Source organism: Marinobacter alexandrii (assembly GCF_005871205.1).
Classification (GTDB): domain Bacteria; phylum Pseudomonadota; class Gammaproteobacteria; order Pseudomonadales; family Oleiphilaceae; genus Marinobacter; species Marinobacter alexandrii.
In genome coordinates this window covers 1,273,596-1,295,865 of record NZ_SWKM01000011.1, presented here as the reverse complement: position 1 = coordinate 1,295,865, position 22,270 = coordinate 1,273,596, and the positions used below count along the sequence as shown (strand labels likewise).

General features: G+C 52.6%; 19 protein-coding genes. All 19 read right to left on the bottom strand.

The annotated features are described in order from the left end of the window. Window positions 1–26: 26 nt before the first annotated feature. The 19 genes from FCS96_RS06380 to FCS96_RS06295 all read right to left on the bottom strand — a co-directional run bounded on the left by FCS96_RS06380 (window position 27) and on the right by FCS96_RS06295 (window position 21,912). A complete protein-coding gene (locus tag FCS96_RS06380) occupies window positions 27–395 on the bottom strand; it encodes a histone-like nucleoid-structuring protein, MvaT/MvaU family (RefSeq protein ID WP_138439360.1) in 369 nt (122 codons plus the stop codon). A gap of 242 nt (window positions 396–637) precedes the next feature. Continuing rightward, window positions 638–964: a hypothetical protein gene (locus tag FCS96_RS20360; protein ID WP_407658067.1), complete on the bottom strand. Its 327-nt coding sequence runs from the start codon at window positions 962–964 to the stop codon at window positions 638–640. 90 nt (window positions 965–1,054) lie between these two features. Beyond that, entirely contained in the window at window positions 1,055–1,204 is a 150-nt protein-coding gene (locus FCS96_RS20355) for a hypothetical protein (protein ID WP_407658066.1), read from the bottom strand. Between the two features lie 43 nt (window positions 1,205–1,247). Further along, on the bottom strand, window positions 1,248–3,188 hold the full coding sequence (locus FCS96_RS06370) for a polysaccharide biosynthesis protein (RefSeq protein ID WP_138439359.1): 1,941 nt from the start codon (window positions 3,186–3,188) through the stop codon (window positions 1,248–1,250). After that, complete coding sequence (locus FCS96_RS06365) at window positions 3,185–3,742, bottom strand: sugar transferase (protein WP_138439664.1); 558 nt, start codon at window positions 3,740–3,742, stop codon at window positions 3,185–3,187. The genes FCS96_RS06370 and FCS96_RS06365 overlap by 4 nt, the downstream gene beginning before the upstream one ends. A gap of 1 nt (window position 3,743) precedes the next feature. Continuing rightward, window positions 3,744–4,697, bottom strand: coding sequence for a UDP-glucose 4-epimerase family protein (locus tag FCS96_RS06360; protein WP_138439358.1), 954 nt, complete (start codon window positions 4,695–4,697; stop codon window positions 3,744–3,746). Beyond that, window positions 4,690–5,823: a glycosyltransferase family 4 protein gene (locus FCS96_RS06355; RefSeq protein ID WP_138439357.1), complete on the bottom strand. Its 1,134-nt coding sequence runs from the start codon at window positions 5,821–5,823 to the stop codon at window positions 4,690–4,692. Before FCS96_RS06355 ends, FCS96_RS06360 begins: the two co-directional genes overlap by 8 nt. 94 nt (window positions 5,824–5,917) lie before the next feature. Continuing rightward, window positions 5,918–7,066 carry a glycosyltransferase family 4 protein gene (locus FCS96_RS06350; RefSeq protein ID WP_138439356.1) on the bottom strand — a complete coding sequence of 383 codons (1,149 nt, stop codon included), beginning with the start codon at window positions 7,064–7,066 and terminating at the stop codon, window positions 5,918–5,920. Continuing rightward, entirely contained in the window at window positions 7,059–8,993 is a 1,935-nt protein-coding gene (gene asnB, locus FCS96_RS06345; RefSeq protein ID WP_138439355.1) for an asparagine synthase (glutamine-hydrolyzing), read from the bottom strand. Before asnB ends, FCS96_RS06350 begins: the two co-directional genes overlap by 8 nt. A gap of 43 nt (window positions 8,994–9,036) precedes the next feature. Next, complete coding sequence (locus FCS96_RS06340; RefSeq protein WP_138439354.1) at window positions 9,037–10,248, bottom strand: hypothetical protein; 1,212 nt, start codon at window positions 10,246–10,248, stop codon at window positions 9,037–9,039. A gap of 185 nt (window positions 10,249–10,433) precedes the next feature. Next, window positions 10,434–11,567 (bottom strand): glycosyltransferase family 4 protein, encoded by a 1,134-nt coding sequence (locus FCS96_RS06335; protein WP_138439353.1) that lies wholly within the window; start codon window positions 11,565–11,567, stop codon window positions 10,434–10,436. Continuing rightward, the gene (locus FCS96_RS06330) at window positions 11,554–12,657 is read right to left on the bottom strand and encodes a glycosyltransferase family 4 protein (protein ID WP_212747040.1); all 1,104 of its coding nucleotides are present in this window, start codon (window positions 12,655–12,657) and stop codon (window positions 11,554–11,556) included. Before FCS96_RS06330 ends, FCS96_RS06335 begins: the two co-directional genes overlap by 14 nt. A 5-nt stretch (window positions 12,658–12,662) precedes the next feature. Then, entirely contained in the window at window positions 12,663–13,349 is a 687-nt protein-coding gene (locus tag FCS96_RS06325; RefSeq protein WP_138439351.1) for a class I SAM-dependent methyltransferase, read from the bottom strand. Continuing rightward, window positions 13,336–14,709, bottom strand: a complete 1,374-nt coding sequence (murJ, locus tag FCS96_RS06320; RefSeq protein WP_138439350.1) for a murein biosynthesis integral membrane protein MurJ — start codon at window positions 14,707–14,709, stop codon at window positions 13,336–13,338. Before murJ ends, FCS96_RS06325 begins: the two co-directional genes overlap by 14 nt. A gap of 56 nt (window positions 14,710–14,765) precedes the next feature. After that, on the bottom strand, window positions 14,766–15,788 hold the full coding sequence (locus tag FCS96_RS06315) for an NAD-dependent epimerase/dehydratase family protein (protein WP_138439349.1): 1,023 nt from the start codon (window positions 15,786–15,788) through the stop codon (window positions 14,766–14,768). A 3-nt stretch (window positions 15,789–15,791) separates the two neighbouring features. Further along, on the bottom strand, window positions 15,792–17,066 hold the full coding sequence (tviB, locus tag FCS96_RS06310; protein ID WP_138439348.1) for a Vi polysaccharide biosynthesis UDP-N-acetylglucosamine C-6 dehydrogenase TviB: 1,275 nt from the start codon (window positions 17,064–17,066) through the stop codon (window positions 15,792–15,794). Between the two features lie 50 nt (window positions 17,067–17,116). Next, window positions 17,117–18,097 (bottom strand): Wzz/FepE/Etk N-terminal domain-containing protein, encoded by a 981-nt coding sequence (locus tag FCS96_RS06305; RefSeq protein ID WP_138439347.1) that lies wholly within the window; start codon window positions 18,095–18,097, stop codon window positions 17,117–17,119. Continuing rightward, the gene (locus FCS96_RS06300) at window positions 18,097–20,556 is read right to left on the bottom strand and encodes an SLBB domain-containing protein (RefSeq protein WP_138439663.1); all 2,460 of its coding nucleotides are present in this window, start codon (window positions 20,554–20,556) and stop codon (window positions 18,097–18,099) included. The genes FCS96_RS06305 and FCS96_RS06300 overlap by 1 nt, the downstream gene beginning before the upstream one ends. 78 nt (window positions 20,557–20,634) lie before the next feature. After that, on the bottom strand, window positions 20,635–21,912 hold the full coding sequence (locus FCS96_RS06295; protein ID WP_323053722.1) for a capsule assembly Wzi family protein: 1,278 nt from the start codon (window positions 21,910–21,912) through the stop codon (window positions 20,635–20,637). Window positions 21,913–22,270 lie beyond the last annotated feature (358 nt).

Here is a 22,270-nt window from a genome sequence, read left to right as displayed (position 1 = left end):
TCTTTTAAGAAACCGACAAACTAAACTTAGTTTTCCTGCCAGCTCTGAACCGCTTCTTTACCGTACTTATTACGCCATTCATTCAGCGTTTTGTGGTTGCCACCACGGGTCTTAACCACTTCACCGGTATGCGGGTTCTTATAAGTCTTCATGGGCCGCTTGGCACGACCACCAGCAGTTGCCTCAGCCTTTGCGCCAGCAACAGACGGATCAATGGCAGACAAAATCTGCAGAACATCTTTGGGTGACTTGTCATATTCCTTCATCAAGTCACGAACCTTGTTTTCGAACTCCAGTTCACCTTTCAGAGCCTGGTCTTCTTCGAGCTTCTCCAGTTCTGCGGCAAGCTTTTCCATAAGCTGCTTTTTTTGGTAGTAATCGTTGATCTTTGCCATGGAATTAAAACCTTATTCATAAAAAGGGTTTTAAAATATTTCGGAGTTGACTAAAAGTCGGTAAAGATAATAAATAATTAAATACGATTTAGCAAACTTATTGCATTTTCCGAAAACAAAAAGCCGATCCTATTGATCGGCCTTTTTAAAATAATCCGAAATGGCATCCTAAAATTACAACCTTAAGTCCGCCTCACCGAGCGGCAGGATTCCCTTCAAGTCAAAAAGAACACCGTCGTCCTTCAAATAAGAACGCAACTCCTTTCTGGACAGTTTTCTTTAAACACAAAGCCCATAATCAAGACACGTGAATTAGCCACTGTATGGTTGGTCTTGATCATCGCCTTCACCAAATCAGCTACCTTAATTGAACTGGCGTTGTGAATGCCTGCTGCAATGATACCCGCGTACAACTGATCCACCTCTTCAACAAGCTCAAGTGTAGAGCCACAAGTTACTTTTTTGATGGTGATCACACGATACTCTTTATCACCCGAATTAATCGTTTCCGGGCTATATCCAGCGAAGAAATTTTTATTAAAGTTCAGCCCCGAAATGCGCTCCAACACAGGACTACAGACTTCTCCCTTTGCACCTGGGAGAAAACAGTCGATTCGTAAATAACAATATCACGTGGTTTCAAAACCTGCCCAACTGTTTCACTGGCTTTCACCAATGGTGTTAAGTAGGGCGTTTACATCAAAGCCTATGATTTCTCGCCGCTCTCCAAATGCAGCCGGCAGCGGCAAGCCAACGTAGCCGAGCCCAATCACCGCAATCTTTTTCATACGAATTCCTTTCGTTGCCATGGCAGCTATCCGTAGCTCTAACTCTAATTGCGAATCTTGCTATTTAAACCGGAAAACGGCGGATCTTATCTGACTCTGAGATTTTGATACCTGGTTTCTGGGCATCATTCTGCCAAACCAAATCTGCAACCTCCTCGCTAGGCGTGAACCCTGTAGGAGCGGCACTGAGGATTTGAACGACTCTATTGCAATTGAATTCCTGGCTGGCGCTTAGCAACTCTTGGAGCGCGACATCCAAGTCGCCCGGTGACATAGAAACCTCACGAGCCATCATGATCCTTGGATGCGAGGTTCCTTGCGGGTTATCACCTATCAACAGCTCTTCGTAAAGTTTTTCGCCCGGCCGAAGCCCACTAAAAACCACCTCAATATCGCCATGGGGCTCATCTTCCGTTTTTTCAGCTAAGCCCATCAGGTGAATCATCTTGCGGGCCAGGTCAGCAATTTTGACGGGCTCACCCATATCCAGTACGAAAACTTCTCCACCTACACCCATGCTACCCGCCTGCAAAACCAGCTGGCTTGCCTCCGGAATCGTCATGAAATAGCGGATGATGTCCGGGTGAGTAACCGTAACCGGCCCACCGTCACGAATTTGGTCACGAAACAACGGCACGACTGAACCAGAGGAACCGAGGACGTTGCCAAATCGAACCATGGAAAACACGGTTTTGTCCTGCCGATCCGCAAGGCCCTGAAGCACGAGTTCCGCCATTCGCTTGCTGGCCCCCATAACATTCGTTGGCCGCACAGCTTTGTCGGTAGAAATCAGAACGAAACGCTCAACACCCGCGGCAATCGCCGCTTCAGCGGCATGAGCAGTGCCGAAAACATTGTTCTGAACACCTTCAATAACGTTGTGCTCGACCAACGGCACATGCTTATAGGCAGCTGCGTGATAGACCGTTTGAACACCGAACGTCCGCATAATCACTTCACAACGCCGCCGGTGCACAACGCTACCCAACAACGGGTGCAACTCTACACCCAAACCTTCAACCCGGTTTATAGCCTGCAATTCACGCTCAATGGCATATAGCGAAAACTCAGACTGCTCAAAAAGCACCAGTGTTTTTGGCTTGTGGCGGATGATTTGACGACACAGCTCTGAGCCAATAGAGCCCCCTGCCCCGGTCACCATGACCGATTTCTGGAATAGGCTTTCTGCAACAATTGCCGTATCCGGACGAACTGGGTCTCTGCCAAGGAGGTCCTCAATTTCGAGATCACGGATATCGTTGATTCGGGCCTGGCCTGCGACCAATTCAGACACGGATGGCACGGTTTGAACTGGAATTGAAAGCGGCTCTAGTTGTTTAAGAAGCTTTTTTCGATCTACTTTAGAATCAGGATCCAAGGCTAGAAGGATCCGCTGAACACGATACTTCTCCATGTTTTTCGCGATCAGATCGATTCTGACTACCGGCAAGCCATCAATCATCGATTTATGGTTGGCCCGATCAAAGGTGACGAATACAACTGGTTTGTATTCAGGGCCTTGCCGAAGCGCAGAGGCAAGGGCCATGCCTGTCTCCCCAGCACCAATGATCGCGACAGCCTCTTTATTGCGCTGGTGCGGGTGATTAACCAGCATTCGCACTCCGAGGCGAGTGCCACTGACGAAAACAAATGCCAGGGCACCGTAAATAATAGGTACCGAGCGTGGAATGGGTACCTGCAGCAAGTACCCAGTGATAATCAACGCCAGGGCCGAGGCGAACACCCCATAAATGATAGTGAGAAAAGCCTTATCGCCCAGAAACCGAATAACCGCACGGTAAAGCCCTAACCGAATGAACACGGCAATCGTAAATACCACAGTGATGGCAGCTACGATGACATGGCCTCGGTCCGGCACCCACAACTGTTGCTCTAGTCGCAGCGCGAACGCGGCCCATATCGCAAAAAACAGAACAACCATATCGGATGCCACTGAGATCAGCCGCTTTTGCACCCTGGGTAAATTCAGAAAGGAGTTGATCATTGTGCGTCCTTCACTCTGTCCCCGGATCCTTTGCCCCTTACGGTCAACAAGATATAGCGAAAATAAGCGATAGCGTTGAGCTCCGCCAGCATTTTGGCATCGGTTTCAGCCAGCAACCGTGGTGTCGACATATCAATATCGTTTACCTGCGCCAGCCCAGTTATGCCCGGCCGGGCCTTTAACACCCCCCTGCTTTCCCGCTCGGATATCAGTTCTTCCTGATTAAACAAGCACGGCCTCGGGCCCACCAAGCTCATCTCACCTTTCAGCACGTTCCACAACTGGGGTAACTCGTCTAGCTTGGTACGCCGAAGGAAGCGACCAAACTGGGTGATGGATGCCGTATTGGCCAGATGGCTTGCGACGGAGACAGTATCCACTTTCATGGTACGAAACTTCACCAATGTGAACGGCTGCTTGCCGCGCCCCACTCGCTCCTGGCGAAATATCGGGGCGCCGGTATCAAACAGACCTAGCACATAAAGCACCACCAACACCGGAAAACCAAAGATCAAGCCAACCAAAGAAAACACAACATCTAGCAAACGAATCACATCACTCATCCTGACTATTCTTGAAACAGCGTCTTAGCCCCTCGTCCACCGATACCGGCGGCTCCCAGCCCAACATCTCACGGGTTTTGGAAGTATCCACTTGCAAAGACCCCAGTAACCTTTGCGCCATCGCTTTCTTACCCAGAGCCGTAGCACCGATCTGCAATAATTTAGCAGGCACCGGCAATAGCCTAGCTGGTTGGCACATGGCTTTGCCCACGCAACGTAACAGCTCCGACGTGGAAAGGTCCTCCCCATCACTGACCAGGAACACCTGATTTGCGGCGGCAGGATTAGCAATACAGTTGATAATGAGATCCAACAAATTATCCAGAGCGACCAAAGAGCGCTTGTTGTGGATAGCGCCCAATGGTAGCGGAAAGCCTTTAGCAATCAGCTTAGTCATGTTGGCGAAGTTTCCTTTCACGCCCTGGCCGTAGACCAAAGGCGGACGAATGATCACCACTTCTAAACCTGTTTCTTCTGCAATTTGCTGTAAACCCTCTTCTGCTTCTCTTTTCGAGATTCCATAAGGGTCTTCGGGGGCAGGAACATCATCAGCCGTGAAACAATGGCCTGACGTCGTCTGTTCACCATTCACTTTTATTGAGCTGATAAAGACAAACCGCTCTACACCAGCCGCAGCGGCTTGGCGGGCGAGGTTGAGTGTGCCAGCCACGTTCACGCATCGGAACTCGGTAAGCGGATCAGCGGCTTCGTCATCCATAATATGGGCGCGGGCGGCAGTGTGAACAATGGCATGCTGTCCCTTCAATGCCTCAGACCAATCCGTATCGCCATTGATCTCACCCACAGCGATACGCCGGGAATCATCACCCTCCAACTTTTTTCGCACGGCACCTCGAACAGCAACGGACGGCTCAGCGGCCAACCTCTTAATCAGGTGGCCGCCGACAAAACCGGATGCGCCCGTGACCAGAACTCGCTCAGGCATCCTCCAATAACTCCTTATAAATCGCCAAGTGCTGATTCACGATTCGATCTATAGAAAAGGCGCGCTCAGCCAATTCTCGACCTGCCTTGCCCATGAGCATCCGCTCTTCCGGCGCCTCAATAAGAGCTTGTAAGCGATCGGCCAATGCCACCGCACTTTTCACGGGCACCAGAACGCCAGTCACACCCGGCTCTATCGCATCTCGGCAACCGGGCACATCCGTTGTTACTACCGCCCGCCCGCAGGCTGCCGCCTCAACCAAGCCTTTCGGCAACCCTTCCCGATAGGACGGCAAGCACACAATATTGGCGGCAGCGTACTGCCTTGCAATGTCAGAGCGATAGCCGGGCAACTCAACAACACCTTCGGCAGCCCACCTATCTAGCTCAACCTGCTCGACACTGGTAGGGTTGCCTGGATCCGGCGCTCCAATGAGGCGCATCACCACCTCAACACCACGGGACTTCAGTATCCGAGCCGCTTCAACAAACTCATAGACGCCCTTATCCCGCAACAATCGGGCGGCCATTACAACAACCGGTATACCTTCCGGCTCTTGCAAAAACGAATAATTGGCGAGATTTACGCCCGAACCGCGAATCATTCGCACCTGTTCTTTTTTTAGCGCACCAATCGCCAACAATCCATCGCGGTCATCCGGGTTCTGGAAAATTACAGCAAGGCGCTGCTGGCTAAACGCCAACCGGTATAGCCAAGACACTAGAACCCTGCGAATTCTTGCGGCCAGCGATTGCGCGACAAAAACGGTCCCCAAACCAGAAACTGCGGCGACTACACCAGAACCTCCCGCGAGTCGCGCAGCTAAACCGCCATAAAGCACCGGCTTTATGGTAATCAAATGCACCAGGTCCGGCTTTAATTCCCGAAATAACCGATACAAACTGATAACAGAGCCCAGCTCGGAAAACGGATTTTGGCCGCTTCTGGCTATGGCAACGGTGTGATGTGCGAGCCCCAGACGCCGGATTTCACGGACAGCATCATCGTCCGCTGTTGCAACATGCACCTCATATCCTTCCTCGCCCGCCGCCAGGGCGACTGGCAACCGATGCGACAAAAAAAATTCGGGGGCATTGACAACAAATAGAATTTTTCTGACTGTCAATTAACTAACACCCACGCCTGATACACAAACAAACTCCAACAGTTATACTGCCAGATACGGGTCAACTCACAGCCACAAAAGCTAGCCTCAGCCATTACCTATTCTCATCGCAAGCTGCAGGAAACCAGCATGCCTCATACGCTTCAACCATAGCCTTTATCGAAAACTTCTCTGCAATTCGATCGCTGCTCGTAATTTTTCGAGCCTGCCAGGCTGAGGGAGAATGCTGCTTTTCTCGAGCTAGTTTAATGATCACTTCAGCCAATGCTCTTGAATCACGAGCAGGGCAGCAAGCTTCTTGATCGCCCACGATCTCCAACGCATCACCCACATCAGTTGAAACACATGGAGTACCGCAAGCCATGGCCTCGGCAAGCACATTCGGGAAGCCTTCCGACAGACTGGAAAGCACATGCAGATCCAGCGAATTCATAACCGCCGGTACGTCGGACCGTTGCCCGACCAACAGCACACTATCTTGCAGACCAAGCTCAGCAATATTTTTTACCAAGTCAACGTTATCGGGAGACAAGCCTTTACCGATCAAAAGGCAGCGAAAGGGAATCTTGCATTCTGCTACCCGAGCCAATGCTTGCAACAGGTTGAAGTGATCTTTCAGAGGATCAAAACGCCCAACGTTGCCAATGATGAAATCGTTTGAACCCAGGCCCAGCTCCGCACGCACCTTGGCGCCTGCCGCAGCGTCTGACCTGAAGCGCGAAAGATCGTAACCGTTTGGTATCACGCGCAACTTTCGCGCTGAGTAGCCGATATCGGCATGAACATCTTGTGCCTTTTTGGCACAGCAAATGATCTTATCTGGCACCCAACTTGATAAAAGCGCACACAAACGGGCAATCATGATCGTTGATCGTTTGGACTTACCCTTTTCCAGCGTTGAGTGACGAATACCCCAAAATACACTCCGCACTCCAGCCAATCTTGCCGCAATGCCGCCTAATAAATCCGCATGGTACATCCATGTTTGCACCACATCTGGCTGCTCCTTGCGAATCAGTCTAACCAACCTAAAAAATCGACGGACACTGGGTCTTCCTGGGTTCATTCCAAGGCAGTGAATCGCTATTCCCGATTGGGCCAATAGAGGGCCATATTTTCCATCGTTCATCAGCGAAATCACGACAGGCTGAACCTTTTTTCTGTGCAAGCACAGGCGAGTCAGAACGCCCTCGGCACCGCCATCGTTCAAGCCGGTTATGATGTGTAGAACTTTTTTAGTCACGCTGATGTTCCAGCCATGCCTGAAACATCAGCACATCCCAAAGGTAGTAGTGCCAGCGACGTTTGCCGGAGACATGTTCTTCCCACATCTTTCGGATAGGAGTCGGATCGAAGAAACCTTCCTCACGCAGGCGTTTCTCGTCCAGCAGTTCCTCCGCCCATTCCCGCAGTGGCCCGCGCAGCCAGTGTTCAATGGGCACACCGAAACCCATCTTAGGTCGATCCATCAGTGCCTTGGGGACATAGCGATAAAGTACCTGACGTAAAAGCCACTTTCCCTGACCATTACGATACTTATAATCCGTGGGCACCCGCCAGGCGAATTCGACCACCCGATGATCGAGCAATGGAACTCGAGCCTCCAAACTCACTGCCATACTTGCACGGTCAACTTTCGTAAGGATGTCGTCGGGCAGATAGGTCAATGCATCCACATACATCATTCGTTCACGCAAACCCGGTAGGATAGGCATCCGGTCAGGGCGCTTGAGTATTGTGTCCGGCTCCATGGCGCCAAGCACGAGCTCCTCAGGCTTTTGGGCATGGGAGACAAAATGGCGATAGAAGGATTGGCTGTCCAGATACCCCAACATCTCGGCCAGCTTCGGCAGGCGGTCGGCGAAGTGGTCGATACGCAAACGTCGCGGCAACAATGCCATCGCTTTCTCCAGGCCGCGCGCCGGCAAATGCGAAACTAATGTCGCCAGAACCCGCCGCAATGGTCGTGGCACTCGTTCCAAAATGCGCCAGATCGACTCTGCCTTGAAATAACGCCCATAGCCGTAGAACAGCTCATCGCCACCATCCCCAGACAGACTCACCACTACATGTTCCCGGGCGAGCTGGCTAACCAGAAACGTAGGGATCTGGGAGGAATCTGAAAAAGGCTCATCGTACATTGTTGGTAGTTTGGGGATAACGGCCATCGCCTCTTCAGGCGTGACATAGAGCTCCGTATGTTCGGTGCCCAAATGTTCGGCTACGGCCTTGGCGTGTCGGGCTTCGTTGTAACCCTCTTCATGGAAACCAATGGTAAAGGTCTTAATCGGCCTGTCGCTCTGTGCCTGCATCAGTGCAGCGACGGTGGTCGAATCATACCCTCCGGATAGGAATGCTCCCAGGGGAACGTCAGCCGCCATTCGTCTTCGGACTGCATCACGCAAAAGACCGTCCAGCTCGCTGGTCAATGCCTCTGGGTCGCAAGTGGATCCGGCCACGCCCTGTTCCGCTATCCTGCCGAGGTCCCAGTAACAAACTGGTTCGCCCTCATCGCGCCCATTATCGCCAATAGCGACGAAATGCGCCGCCGGCAGCTTCGCAATACCCTTGTAAATACTCCAGGGCGTGGGAACATAGTTGTGGCGCATGTACAGCGCTAGAGCATCTCGATCGATCTCACCGCTCCAATCCGGATGCGCAGCCAGTGCCTTGAGTTCAGACCCGAAAAGAAAGGCATTGCCGCTACGGCCATAATAAAGTGGCTTCTCACCTATGCGATCCCGGGCCAGGAATAACGTACGCTCCGACGAATCCCATAGCGCAAAGGCGAACATGCCGTTCAAACGCTCAAGTGCCCCCCGAACGCCCCAATGGCACACAGCGGCTAGCAGAGTTTCTGTATCGGAATGGCCACGCCATTCAAAGGCGCCGCCTAGAGTCTCAAGCTCCTCTCTCAATTCGAGATGGTTGTAAATTTCTCCGTTGTAAACCAGAACGTACCTGCCGCAAGGCGATAGCATCGGCTGATGACCCGCAGGGGAGAGATCAATGATGGAAAGGCGGCGGTGTGCCAGCGCAAGTCCAACAACCGAATCCGTCCAGGTACCGGCATCGTCCGGCCCACGGTTTTGGATACGCTGAGCCATCCGTTCGACGATATTATTGTCTACCGCATGTCCTCTATCCCAGAATCCCGCTATTCCACACATAAATTTTGGCTATTCCTTATTTTGTAACCGACGCAGTATGATTTCAGCTCAACCTTTTGGTCGGCGGCACCATACTGGGACGAACATTATCCACAAGCGATTTATGCGCCCGTCGACCAATACCCAATTGCCGAAAAACGCCCAGAAAACCAAGGAACTGAAACAAAACGATCAAGCCATCTAGTTGATACCTGTGCCGTGGGCCCTGCAGCTCCCCAAATACGCCATACAGGGCCACCGTCAAAAGGAAATAAATGACGATAAATCTTGCGGTAAGCGTTCTGCGCTGCCAGACACGGTAAACGCCATAAATGAGAAACGGCACAAGCCCCCAGTAAACAACCTGCGGCAAATCGAGGAAGCTGTATGCTTCGGTCGTATGGAATGGTATCGGTGTTAGAAGATAGCGTACGATCCCGTAGCTTGGATTTACCCAATCTTGTAGCAGGAGGTTAAAGGCACTGCCCAGCATGCGCGTACCCAAGACGCCCAATACCGCCCCCCCACCCGTGACTACCAATAGCCAGAGCCAAGATCGGCGGCGGCCTGACGAGCTAAGCATCAATGCCAAACCAAGTGCTACTAACATCATCAAAGGCGTATAAAAGCGGGTGAACAACAACACTAAACCAAGGAACAGGGCGAGACTCAGCGCTCTTCGATAGCGGCCGGACTCCGCCAGGCTCACAACATAAACAGCCATGGATGTGCCCGCCATCACCACAGTGTCCTTGCCATTCACGATGGTCGACCAAGCAACCACATCCGGATACAGAACTATACTCGCGAAAAGCCCCGCCGCCAGGCTACGCGAGAAGTTCAACCCGGTCTTCGCCGCGCCCGCCATAAGCCCAGCCGCCAAAAAAGTGAGTGCGACATTGACCGCTACAGGAGCGTAATAAGCGTACCCAAAGAGGCGCATGGCGTCCGCGTTAAATAAATAATAAAAAAAATGCTTGCCTCCAGCGGTTGAGAACAGCAATGGCAAGTGGACCGAGAAATTGGCAATGCCAACCCCATGATTTAGCAGTGACCGCCCCCTTTCTAGGTAGGACCAGTCGTCCAGAAACGTCCATGTACCATCGAATAAAGCTACATAATAGACGACATACACCACTGCCTTAATGAGTGGCAGGAACATACTCAGCATAACGGAGCGGGTTGCAGCCAGGGTGAGGATGAATCCGGTAACAAAGATGAAAAGAGCCGGGACCATTAGTTCGGCCAGCTGGAAAGGAGAAACACTGGGGCTCATAAGACACTCCTTACGTCCAGTGCATAGGATGCCTTCAAGCCCAAATCTCCTCCCTTGATCAGCCCAAACCAGAAGCTAATCATAAATTCACAGACTCAGGCTTACGTAACTCTTCGAAGTTTTTGCATACGAGAGAAAATTGTGTTCCCCCACGATTGCTAAGGCCAGTGCACATACTTTTTTTCTCAAACACTGCCATTCTCGTGTAAGCCCACTAAGTCATCCCACTTAGCCATCACCTGCGCAAAGGAAAAGCGCTCTCGCACGCGGACAGCGGCCCTGCCCATGAGCCGACGCTTGTCATCATCCTGTATCATCTCCGCCATCGCACGGGCCAGACCCGCGTCGCCGTCCGCAGGCGGGACCAAGACACCATCAATCCCGTCCCGAATGATATCAGCCGGGCCGGTTTTACAATCAAAGCTGACTGCGGGCAATCCATGGGCCATGGCCTCCATCAAGGTATTCGGAAAGCCTTCGAAGCGCGAACTCATTACGTAAATCTCAGCGCGGTTGTACCATTCCGCCAAATCGCCGATGCGACCAGGGAGAAGGACACGCCCCGATAGCCCCAAGTTCGTTACCAGAGCTTCCAGCATCGATCGTTCCTCTCCTTCTCCGAGAATCACTAAATCCCAGTTCGGAAAGCTTTCTGCCACAAGGGAAAATGCCTGAATTAGCAAATCAAATCCCTTCTCTTCGCCCAAGCGACCGACCGCCAAGACCACGTACTGGGTTGGATTAACTACATCCGAAGCTGCGGGACCTTGCGGGGAGATCGGCAATGGATATACACAGGGGTTCGGAATGACAACTCCGCGTGACCCAGAGGACTCCGTTTTCAACCAGTCTTCTCCGCGCTGGGTCTGCATTACGACCGTCGCTGCCAACGGATAGGTCCAGCGGCGTAATCGGGACCAGATTGGTCCCATTGGCATGGCTGGCGGGTACGTTCGTTCCGAGACAACCACCGGTACCTTAAGCCCACGAGTCGCCAATAAAGCCGCCACATTGACGTTCGGCAGAAATGACACCACTGCGTCCGGGCCCCAGTCGCGCACCAATGTACGCATACCCAGAAACCGCCTGAGCAGCGATAGCGGTGACTTGCGTGTCGTGTCCACCTTATCCGCTAAATAGACAAGAGACACCCGATCGTCCAACTGGTATGCGCACTCCCCCCTCCCGGAAAAAGTCGGGACGAGCATTACCTCATGCCCTCGTTCAATCCAATGGTTGCACAGTAGAGCGGCGACTCGTTCAGCCCCCCCACCCTGCATTGAGCTGACAAAGAAAAGAATTTTTTTACTTTGAGCCATTGGTTATCACTTGTCTGAAAAGGTTCTCCCACGTTTCTGCAATCCGTTCCGGCGCAAAGCGCTGGGCTGCTTCTGTAGCCCGCTGGCTAAACTCTTTGCGCAAGTATTCATCCGTCATCAGGGAAGCCAGAGCATCAACAAGTGCTCCTTGATCATTCTGGGGCACCAGAAGCCCATCCACCCCATGGCGAATAATGTCCCGTGGCCCTGTGTCGCAGTCTACACTGACAGCGGGAAGCCCATAGGAAAGAGCTTCGGCCAGAGTGTTGGGAAAGCCTTCGAAACGAGAGCACAAGGCGTAAAGATCAGCAGCTTCGTACCACTCTCCAATATTGCCTACGGCCCCCGGCAGCGAAACCCGCTTAGCCAGCCCCAGAGATTCCACTTGCTTCTCAAGCTTCGGGCGACAGACGCCCTCCCCCAAAATAATGAGGTTCCAGTCGGTGAATCTACCGGCAAGAGCTGCAAAAGCCTCAATAAGCCAGTCGAATCTTTTCTCTTCTCCGAGACGACCTACCGCAAGAAGTGTACGACCCGGGTTTCGGGGCATTATCCTTGGCTCGTGAGGTTCAATCGGAAAGGTAATCGGATTCGGAATCACCGCTGTGAAACCAGCTTTAGTGTGCTCACGAATCCAGGCTTCACCCTGCTCCGTTTGCACAACCACTGCGCTAAGGTACTGATATGAAAAACGACGCAGCCTACTCCATATAAAGCCAAGCGGCATTGCCGGAGGATACGTGCGTTCCGAGCCAATTGCGGGTATGCCGGTTTTACGGGCCGCAAGTGAGACTAGAATACTTGCCGTACTCATCATAGCCAGAACAACATCCGGCTGTTCCCGTGTTATGAATGCTCGCAGTTTGCGGACACGACGAAAATTATGACGGAGGGCATGCCAGATACTGGCGCTGGGCTGATCAAGCCCCAAGGCTGCTCGCCTGACACCCGCATCCAGGGAGTAAAAATCCGTCTCCAGACCGGCAACCGTCAAAATGGTTATGGACCACCCCTTTCTTGCCCAATAATTAGCAAGACTGGAAGTAACACGCTCCGCTCCGCCAGAAGATAGAGAGTGGACCAGGATCAAGAGCCTCAACTGCCACAAGCCTCAAAATAGAAATTCTGGTTACTACCTTTTATGTCTGCCGCTGCCTGGGCTTCAGTAACTGCCGCAAGGATTTTACCCTTCCAGTTAAGCTGCTGATAGTCATGCAAGGCTACACGCTTAGCTTCTACTTGACTAAAAACAGTACCAAGTACAGAAACCAAACGCTCCTTTGAGAAGCTCTGAACATGCCCCCATCGATGGAACTTTTCGGCACAGTGCGGGCAAACAACCAAGCTGTCAGCGAGATTCTCATCCGCTGGAACCGTACCCACAAAGCGCCCGGCGGGACGAAGCACCCTCATGACCTCATTGAGTGTCTCCCCGAGCGTATCCTCGTCAAGATGCTCAAGAACTTCAGACATGATCAGTAAATCAAAAGAATCGTCCGGAAAAGGGATGGCTTGGGAGTATCCCGCCTGAGCATTCTCGCCCAGATCTAGCTCATCCCGGAGGCGCTCGATTGCAGTGTTACTGGGATCCAGACAGCTGACCTGTACACCCTTCTGGACAAGCAGCCGTTCCAGCGTCCCGTTCCCAACACCTATATTCAACACGCGCGCACCGACCGGAACCTGCTTTGCTAGATAACTGTACCTGCCACCACTTGGCCAGCATCCGCCGACCAGAGAAGCATCATTCTGATAAGCTTCCCAAATTTTATCCTGTTCCATCCCTAACTCTCTCACCTTTCATCAAAAGGGCACGGGCAGCTAATAGCCCTGATGCCAGATAAACGCCCGCTGTTGCCAACAACAGTCCCTGAAGCCCCATAGCGGGAACCAGGACTGATGCCAACACCAGCTTGACCGCGAGGTTGGCCGCAGCAATTGCAGCCACTGTCCTGTAACGCCCCTGACTCAAAAGGGCATACACTAAAATCATTGATGCAAAATAAAAAGGCACCTGGGCAACAGCAAAAATCAAAAGCCCCGACACCCGAAGAGTATCACTGCTGCTGAACTGCCCACGTTCATAGAGGAGTTCAACGATGTACGGGGAAAACCAGAATGTTACGATTGCGATCCCGAGTCCTACCCCGAATAACATAATGGCCCACTGAATAGCGGTGCGCTCAATGCCGGCACGGCCCTCTGCATGTGTGCGGGACAAAACCGGCAGTGCGGCGCGGCCAATAGCAATAGTGCCAAGACCAAGAATGAGGCTCAGAATGCGAGTAGAATAGCCTAAAGTAGAAAGCGCACCCGTCCCCAACCGCGCTGCAAAAAATTGATCGATAATTTCCACCAGACTCATCAGCGCCTGGCCAACGAGCATTAGACCGAAGCCCGCAAAAAACGGGCGCCAGTGCCGGGAACGAAAAACGAAGACGGGTGCCTCCGCCTCGCCCCGGAATGCCAACGGCATGAACAGCAATACAACCTGGACAAGAAAGCCGGCAAGAGTTCCCCAGATTAGCGCTGCGGTGCCGCCCATCATGATCACAGTCACCAGAATAGCCAGAGCCGGAGCACCCTCAAGAAGGGTATTGAGGTGACGATTCGCCGCCATCGTCCAAGCGGCGAGGAGGCGAGCAATCAGGGCCAGAGGCAAAACCCAGGCAAGCCAGGCCGCCATGTGACTTGCCCGAGCGGCCGCTGCTTTATCAAGGCCCACCCAGGACTGCTCCACAAACCAGGGAAGAAACAGCCAAGCACCGACACCAAGCGCCATGCCAACTAACAAAGTGCCACCAAGCAGCTCGCTGCGAAACCGTGGCGTGTCCTGCGGCGACTCCTGCCGTATACGAGCCGCGAGAGGAACCAACACTGCCCCGATCACACCAGCAATGATTCCAATAGGCCATTGAATCAGATTGAAAACAAAAAGGTAGGCATCTACCGTGTCACTGACGCCATAACGCCAGGCCACAGCCATCTCTTTCGCTGCCCCGGCAAGCTTCCCTACTAGAACAAAAAAACCGACCAGCAGCAGACCTTGGGCAAGCTGTTTGTTGTCGCTACCAAGGCCGCCAAGTCTCGCTCGCAGTCTTTGGGGAAGCAAATTCTGGGTGCGCTGTTCAGGCGTTGTCATTGAACAGTCAACTTAGAAAAGCAGAAAGAAACGATATCGGCAACACCTATTGAAGTCTATGATAAAAACTCAATGTACCAAGGCATAGCTTTCTCAATACCCTCACTGATGTTGAACTCCGGCTCATAACGCAGCAACTCTTTGGCCTTGGACACATCCGCCTGGGAATGCTTCACATCCCCAGGACGGAAATCCCGGTAGACCGGCTGCTTGCTGTAGCTAACGCCGTTACGATTGAGATGCTCGGAAATGGTATCAAAAAGCTCGTTAAGACTAGTTCTGTCCCCCACCGCCACATTGTACACTTGGTTTCTGGCCGCATCGTCGGCCGTGGCCGCCAGAAGATTGGCCTGCACAGCGTTCTCAATGAAACAGAAATCGCGGCTAGTCGTGCCATCGCCGTTGATGAACACCTCCTCACCCTGGATCAGCGACGCAGTCCACTTGGGAATCACTGCCGCATAGGCACCATTTGGATCTTGTCGCTTGCCGAACACATTGAAGTAGCGCAGGCCAATGGTATTGAAACCATAGGTTTTGGCGAAGACGTCGGCATACAGTTCATTGACGTATTTGGTAACAGCGTAGGGGGATAGCGGCTTACCGATATTCTCTTCCACTTTCGGCAGCGCAGGGTGGTCTCCGTACGTGGAGCTGCTTGCAGCGTAGGTGAAACTGGCGACTCCTGCATCACGGGCGGCTACAAGCATATTCAGGAAGCCACCAATGTTGGTGCCATCGGTTGTGATCGGGTCGTTAATGCTGCGTGGCACAGAACCTAAAGCGGCCTGGTGCAGGATGTAGTTCACACCTTCGCAGGCTTGCTGGCAATCTTTTAGGTTACGGATGTCGCCCTCAATAAAAGAGAAACGTTGCCATTGCGCGTGGCTGATCTGGGCTTTTACTTCTTCCAAATTATGCGGGTGGCCCGTAGCAAAGTTATCCAATCCAACTACGGTTTGGTTTAGCTTGAGCAGTTGTTCCAGCAGATTAGAGCCGATAAAACCTGCCACGCCAGTTATCAACCAGGTTTTCGGGGCGCTGTTTAACTTGTTCTGCAACTCTTCGTAATGGGTCATGGTTTACAGCCTGATGTCGGATTCTTGTGCGGGCAGGATATATTTTAGGTCGTAAACCACTCCGCCCGACTTTACCAGCGACCGAATACCGGGCGCCCCCAGGGCCTTGAATTGATCATGTCCCACGGCAAGGATCACGCCGTCGTACTGGCCGGGCTTGGGCTGCTCGATGGGATCAATGCCGTACTCATGCTGAGCTTCGGCTTTGCTTACCCATGGGTCGTATACATCAACTTCAATATTGTATTCGCCCAGTTCTTTTACGATATCTATCACTCGGGTATTGCGCAGATCCGGGCAATTTTCCTTGAAAGTAAGGCCCATCACGAGGACCCGAGCCCCTTCCACATGAATACGCTTCTTAAGCATGGCCTTTACGAGCTGCGAGACGACGTAGGCACCCATGCCATCGTTAAGTCGACGGCCGGCGAGGATGATTTCGGGATGGTAGCCAATGGTCTGCGCTTTATGAGTCAGATAATACGGGTCTACGCCAATACAGTGGCCGCCCACCAGGCCAGGACGGAATGGCAGGAAGTTCCATTTGGAGCCGGCGGCCTGCAGGACGGCTTCGGTATCTATGCCCATCTTGTTAAAGATCATTGCCAGTTCGTTGATAAGGGCAATGTTCAGGTCTCGCTGAGTATTTTCGATAACCTTCGCAGCCTCGGCAACTTTGATACTGCTAGCCTTGTGGGTGCCTACGATAATGATTTCGTTGTACAACGCATCAACCAAGTCGGCGATTTCAGGGGTGGAGCCTGCGGTGACCTTTTTGATGTTGGTGACACGGTGTTCTTTGTCACCAGGGTTAATCCGCTCCGGGCTGTAGCCAGCATAAAAATCCCGGTTGAACATAAGACCGGATACCCGCTCCAACACCGGCACACAATCTTCCTCGGTTGCCCCCGGGTAAACTGTGGACTCATAGATTACGATATCGCCCTGCTTGAGAGTTTTGCCGATGGTTTCACTGGCCTTGATCAGCGGGGTCAGATCCGGGCGTTTGTGTTCGTCGATCGGAGTCGGCACCGTTACGATGTAGACGTTGGCGGCGTTAAGATCCTCAGCGTTCGCGGTATAGCTGAGGTGAGCCGCCTGTTTCAGTTCCTCACTGCTCACCTCCAGGGTATGGTCTTGGCCATTCTGGAGTTCGGTGACACGTTTTTGGTTAATATCAAAGCCGATGACAGGGCGTTTTTTACCAAATTCAACGGCCAACGGCAGGCCGACATAGCCTAGACCTATCACAGCAATGTTTAGATTGTCTGTTTGCATAGTGGTTGCTGATTTCTTCGCTGGAGGATTTGAGGGGAATAGAATTGAGATTATGAGGCTTCAGCCTCTGGATTAGTCTCTTTTGCTGATTCAGTGCTGCCTTTTAAGGCGGCTCGAATGAACACAATAAGAACGCCAAACATACCACCAAGCAAAGTGGCAAATGCAACAATCAAAGCTCGCTTAGGTTCACTCGGCTCCTGAGGAACCACCGCTGGATCAATCGTCTTGAACACATACTCTTGCTGAGCATTGGCGAGCATCACTGTGCGAGTTTCGCTCTCTATGAGCTGATAGAAAACTTGCTGCATACCAGCAATATTAGCGTCGCTTAGTTTGTCTTCAAGATAAGCAATCCGTGCTTCGGCACGGGCCACATCTTCTCTACGCATGTGATCGTTAATGTCCTGTACCAACCATTCAGCCCACTGTCTAGCGACCTCCGGAGAAAGGCTTTTTATACTAAGCGTGACTAAGCCACTCTCCTGGTTTTCACTGATACTGACGTGGTTATTTTTGAAGACCTTAACCAGATCCCAGTCTGTAGGCTTCAGACTTTTGCCTTCTTCGTCCTGCAACCATTTTCCCGTTTCAGGATCGTATATGTCCCGGTCAAATTGCCACTTACTTAAATTGGGGCGCCAGCCCTTCGCCGCCATTAGAGGAGCTGCCAAGTTATGGCGATCAATAAAGCTAGCCAGGAACGCGCGGGAGCGGAGCACTTCCTTGGCGATAACTGTTTGATTGGAACGACCACTGCCAAGACTGATACCTGCGAGACTGGCCAAACCACCAAGCTGGCCCGAAATGCCCCCCATAGTATTGTCATCGTTGGCAGGCGCCATCAACACGGTGGACTGATAGATGTTTGGTTGATAGATAGCGTATGCGACTCCGCCAACAGCGAACAAGAAGGTGATGGCAATAATCAACCACTTGCCAGACCATAGGATGGCGAACAACTGGCGCAGATCAATTTCGTCTTCTTCGAGATTGCCAAACGTACCTGGGATTTTTTCATATTGGGTCATCAAAGATTCCCTACTGCCGCTGCACCAAGTGCCATCTGGTAAACGATCTGACTGACGTTTGTCCACAACTCGAGCTGATTAAGTCGGTCAACGTCGATAGGCATGATAATCGTGTCACCGGGCTCCAACTGCTGGCTTCTTGTACCAAACCACCGGCTTTTTTCTGGCAGAATTACGGACCCGTCTGCTTTTACAACATACACCCTGCTTTCATCTGCCTGGCGCGTTGGACCGCCGGAGCGCTCCAGATAATCATCGACAGTTAAACCAGCCTGGTGCAAATGGCTGGTAGGAAATTGAACCTCGCCGAACACGGTAACAGCCTGCGGAATTTTTGGAACGGTTAGCGTGTCGCCATCCTGAAGCTGAATCGATTGGTAGTCATCATCATTTAACACGGCCGACAAGTCGACCACCATTCGGCCGACCGCTCGACTGCTCTGAACGTCTTCCAGAAGACTCTCAACCTGTTTGACCCGATCACCGCTTTGACCACCGAATCCATCCCCCTCAAGCTGCACGCCGAGGAGGTCACCCTGTAGACGTTCTTTCGCTTCCCGCAAACGCTGCGCCTCCAGCTGGCGCAGTTTGGCCCGCGTAAATACAGCACCGGTCGGGAACGCGTTCTCAGTCAGGCCGCCTGCCCGCCCGATGACTTGCCTGAGGGTTTCGCCATCCCGAAAAGTGTATTCGCCTGGGTAACGCACTTCACCTTTCAACTCGATGGTGCTGGTTGTGGCAAAGTTCGGTATGGATTTGATTAGAATCCTGTCTCGGCTCTGGAGGGCCACGCTGCCAATTCCGGCCATGGCCTCCGCCAGGTTCAAGCTGAGGATATCGGTTGTACCTATGCCGTTTTGATCTGTCGTGTAACGGGCAATTTCTGCGCTATAGAGAAACGCAGAATCCTTGAGGCCACCTGCCACAAATATCGCATCTGCCAGCGACCGTGAGGCTGGCATGGGGTACTCTCCCGGATAACGAACGGGCCCGGTAATGCGAATGGTCTTTTGCGGCGCAGAGGGTGTTGCCTGGCTTTTGAGTCGTTGAAGCACCGGTGAAAACAGGCTTTCCCGCGTGTCGTTTCGGTCATCTTCTTCGCTTTCTTCACCGACCTCAATTTTCCCGGCATCGGAGAAAATCAGCAATTGATCTCTCTCCTCCAACCGAAGGTCAAACGGACTACCTGGATTCTGTACTGCTTTTCTTAGGCGCAGATTCAGAACGGATATAGTGTCTGTCACTTTGTCGGTGCGTACTATGGCCGCATAGCGTTGATCGGCGACCGGGGCCAGATCTGCGTTCAGGTGCTTGATCACCGAACTCACGCGCATACCCGGCATCCAGGCAAAGCGGCCGGGGCGTGTCGCCGCACCGCTGACCTCGACAAACTGACCGGTTATATCCGAGATAGACGGAATGGTGACGGTGTCACCCGCCTGAATTCGCGCACTTTTTCCTTTCGTGGCGGTGTAATCCGCCTCGGCAAGAATACGCAGGAAATCTTCATTGTTACGTTCAATATTAATGCGCTGAGGATAGGCCTGGGGCGTAAGGCCGCCGGCCATGCGAACCAGGTCTGCCAAGGTGTTCGCATTTTTCAATTCATACAGCGCGGGGCGGTAGACTTCACCTTCAATTCCAGCACGCTTGCCGACCGGCGGAATGAAGATGACATCGCCGGGTTGTAAGCGGTTATCGCCCGAACTGTCACCCTTGAGCAGAAGGTCATAAAGATCCAGTGTGCCAACTAACTTGCCGTCACGTTTGTGCTGAAGGTTTCGTAAGGACCCGCTCTGTTTAATGCCACCGGAAACGTACAGTGCATTGGTGATGGTTGATAGAGAACTAACTGAGTAGGACCCGGGATTACGGGCCTCGCCAAGTACAAATACTCGCATACTGCGCAGCTCGCCAAGGGATACGCTCACTTGAACGCCAATGTATTGCGCAGAAACCTTCTTGCTTATCTGCTGTCGGGTTTCATCAAAGCTCAGCCCTGCCACACGCATCGGGCCGGATTGAGGAAAGCTGATAGTGCCATCCCGGCTGACAGGCAATTCCAGATTCTGGTTTTCCTTGCCCCAGAGTTGGATACGTAATACATCGCCCGGGCCAAGGGTGTACTCCGAAGGGATCGGAATTTCAGTCACCGGTGCGAAAGTGGTTGGGTTCCCCCTGAAGAGATCATAGCCATAGGGCTTAAGGCCGCCTTTTTCATCCGAGGCCTCCTGATCTTCGGGTTTCTCCTCGCGCGCCTTGTCCTTCTCTTCGTCCGTGTCGCTGTATACCGGCTCCACGACTTGCACTTCTCGAGGGCGCTGAGAACTCTGGCCTGATGATTGGAGACTGTCCAGGTCCACACCATACTGGCTGGCCAGGGCTTCCTGCTGTGCTCTTGGCAGATTCTGGAACTGCTCAATCTGAGACTTACTGATGGACTGGGCACCCACGGCCATTGGAAGCAGCAACGTCAGGTAGAATGAAAAACCTTTTATATTCAAGATACTAAGCTCAGTGTATTAAGGTCGATCAATTTAGAAACGGTAAGTCCAGGTAGCACCCAGAGACCATTGGTCTTTCTCACCTCCCAGGTACTGAATTTTCTTGTCGGTGGCCTGGAGGCTCAGGTCTAGCCAACCATTAAGCAGGGGCCTTCCATACCCTAGATCAAGCATTGCTACGTCCTGATCAACCGCGGGTACGGTATAAAAAATATCGTCGCTTGGAACAACGGTTCGGGAGACGCCCTCCTTGTTAAGCCGAGCGTAGGTTACCTTGGTGGATACGTATGCGCCGTTGTCGAAAAAGTTAAAGGCACCTAAGGTAACCGCTTCCGAATCACCATCGAAGCTGGCTGCCATACTGCGGCCGTAATAGCGGTAGCCAGAACGATAGCGAGAGTGGTCGTAGGTGATGTTGGGCATGGCATCGCCCAGAAAGTCATCAGCTAAGGTATTGGTGTATTCAAGGAACCATTGCTGATCTGCATCAAGAAGCTGCGTGGTCCAGTCTGCCCCAACAAGCCAAGACTTTCGAGCCGGAAAAGCACCTGCTTCGTCCTCCCCCATCATCTGGGCGTAGATGCCCATGGCCTGTTGGCCCACCGCGAAACCGTAGCGGCCGTCGATGCTGGCGAGCTGGTTGCCGGGATCATCCTCTTCGAGCTGACCATTATCCCGACCGATAAGAGCATTCCAAAGCGTGGACCCATTTTCCGGGCGGCCTTCGCCACCGAGCATAATAGCTCGTGACAAGCCGATATCCAGCCCGTTGATTGGGCGAAGGGTGAGTCGCATTCCTACCAGTTTTGCGTCCGGTACAGCCCTTTCACTCTCGTATTGGCCAGCAAAGGCTGTGAACTGCCACGGCCCGATCCAATTTAGCCATTTGATCTCCGGCGCACGGCTGTCATTGCGATTGAGCCAGATGGCCGGCATTGGGCGGGCGTTATTGGAGAGAATAAGGCTAGACTGCCAGCCAGGCCCCCACCAGCGATCAATGGCTCCAGCACCAAATACCCAGTTGCCTGCGGTTGCTGCAACGTAGGAGCCATCCAAGCGGAACTCTTCGCCATCATCAGTTTCACCCGCAATGGCTGGCTTTATGCCTAACGCCCAGACTTCACCTTGCCATTGCAGATCCACTGCTGTCCCGGCTTTCGCCAGGGGGTTCTGATCAAACCCACGCGTTGCTGGGATTTCGGTACTGCCGTAGAGACTGTACTCGCCCCGGAAACCTTGCCCTGCCTGCTGTTCCTGTTCGAAGCGGAGATAGGCTACAGCTGTTCCCACCGACGACTGGTCGGAACCCACACTGGTCTCCAAGCCATTATGAACCGCACCCCACATCAACGGCCATGTGGTCACAGTGCGATTGAAGTGCCCTCGGTCGGATAGTTTTTGAGCCGAGAAGCGGGCCCTTGCATCACCAGGCGCGAGCCATGGAGCTGCAGAAACCGAAAGGGATACCAGGCACGCTACCGCCCCACCGACCAGAGTCCAGTGCTTTATGGCCATGAAAGTGTTGTTGTTCCGGATGACAGGAATTTTTTGACAGATTGAGAAAAAAGGCCACCCCCCGTCGACGGATTAGCCATCTGTGTTGCGCGGCGCCGATTCTACGGCACTCAGTGCGCAGAACAAGTTACAGCGGGCGTAAAAACACTACAGT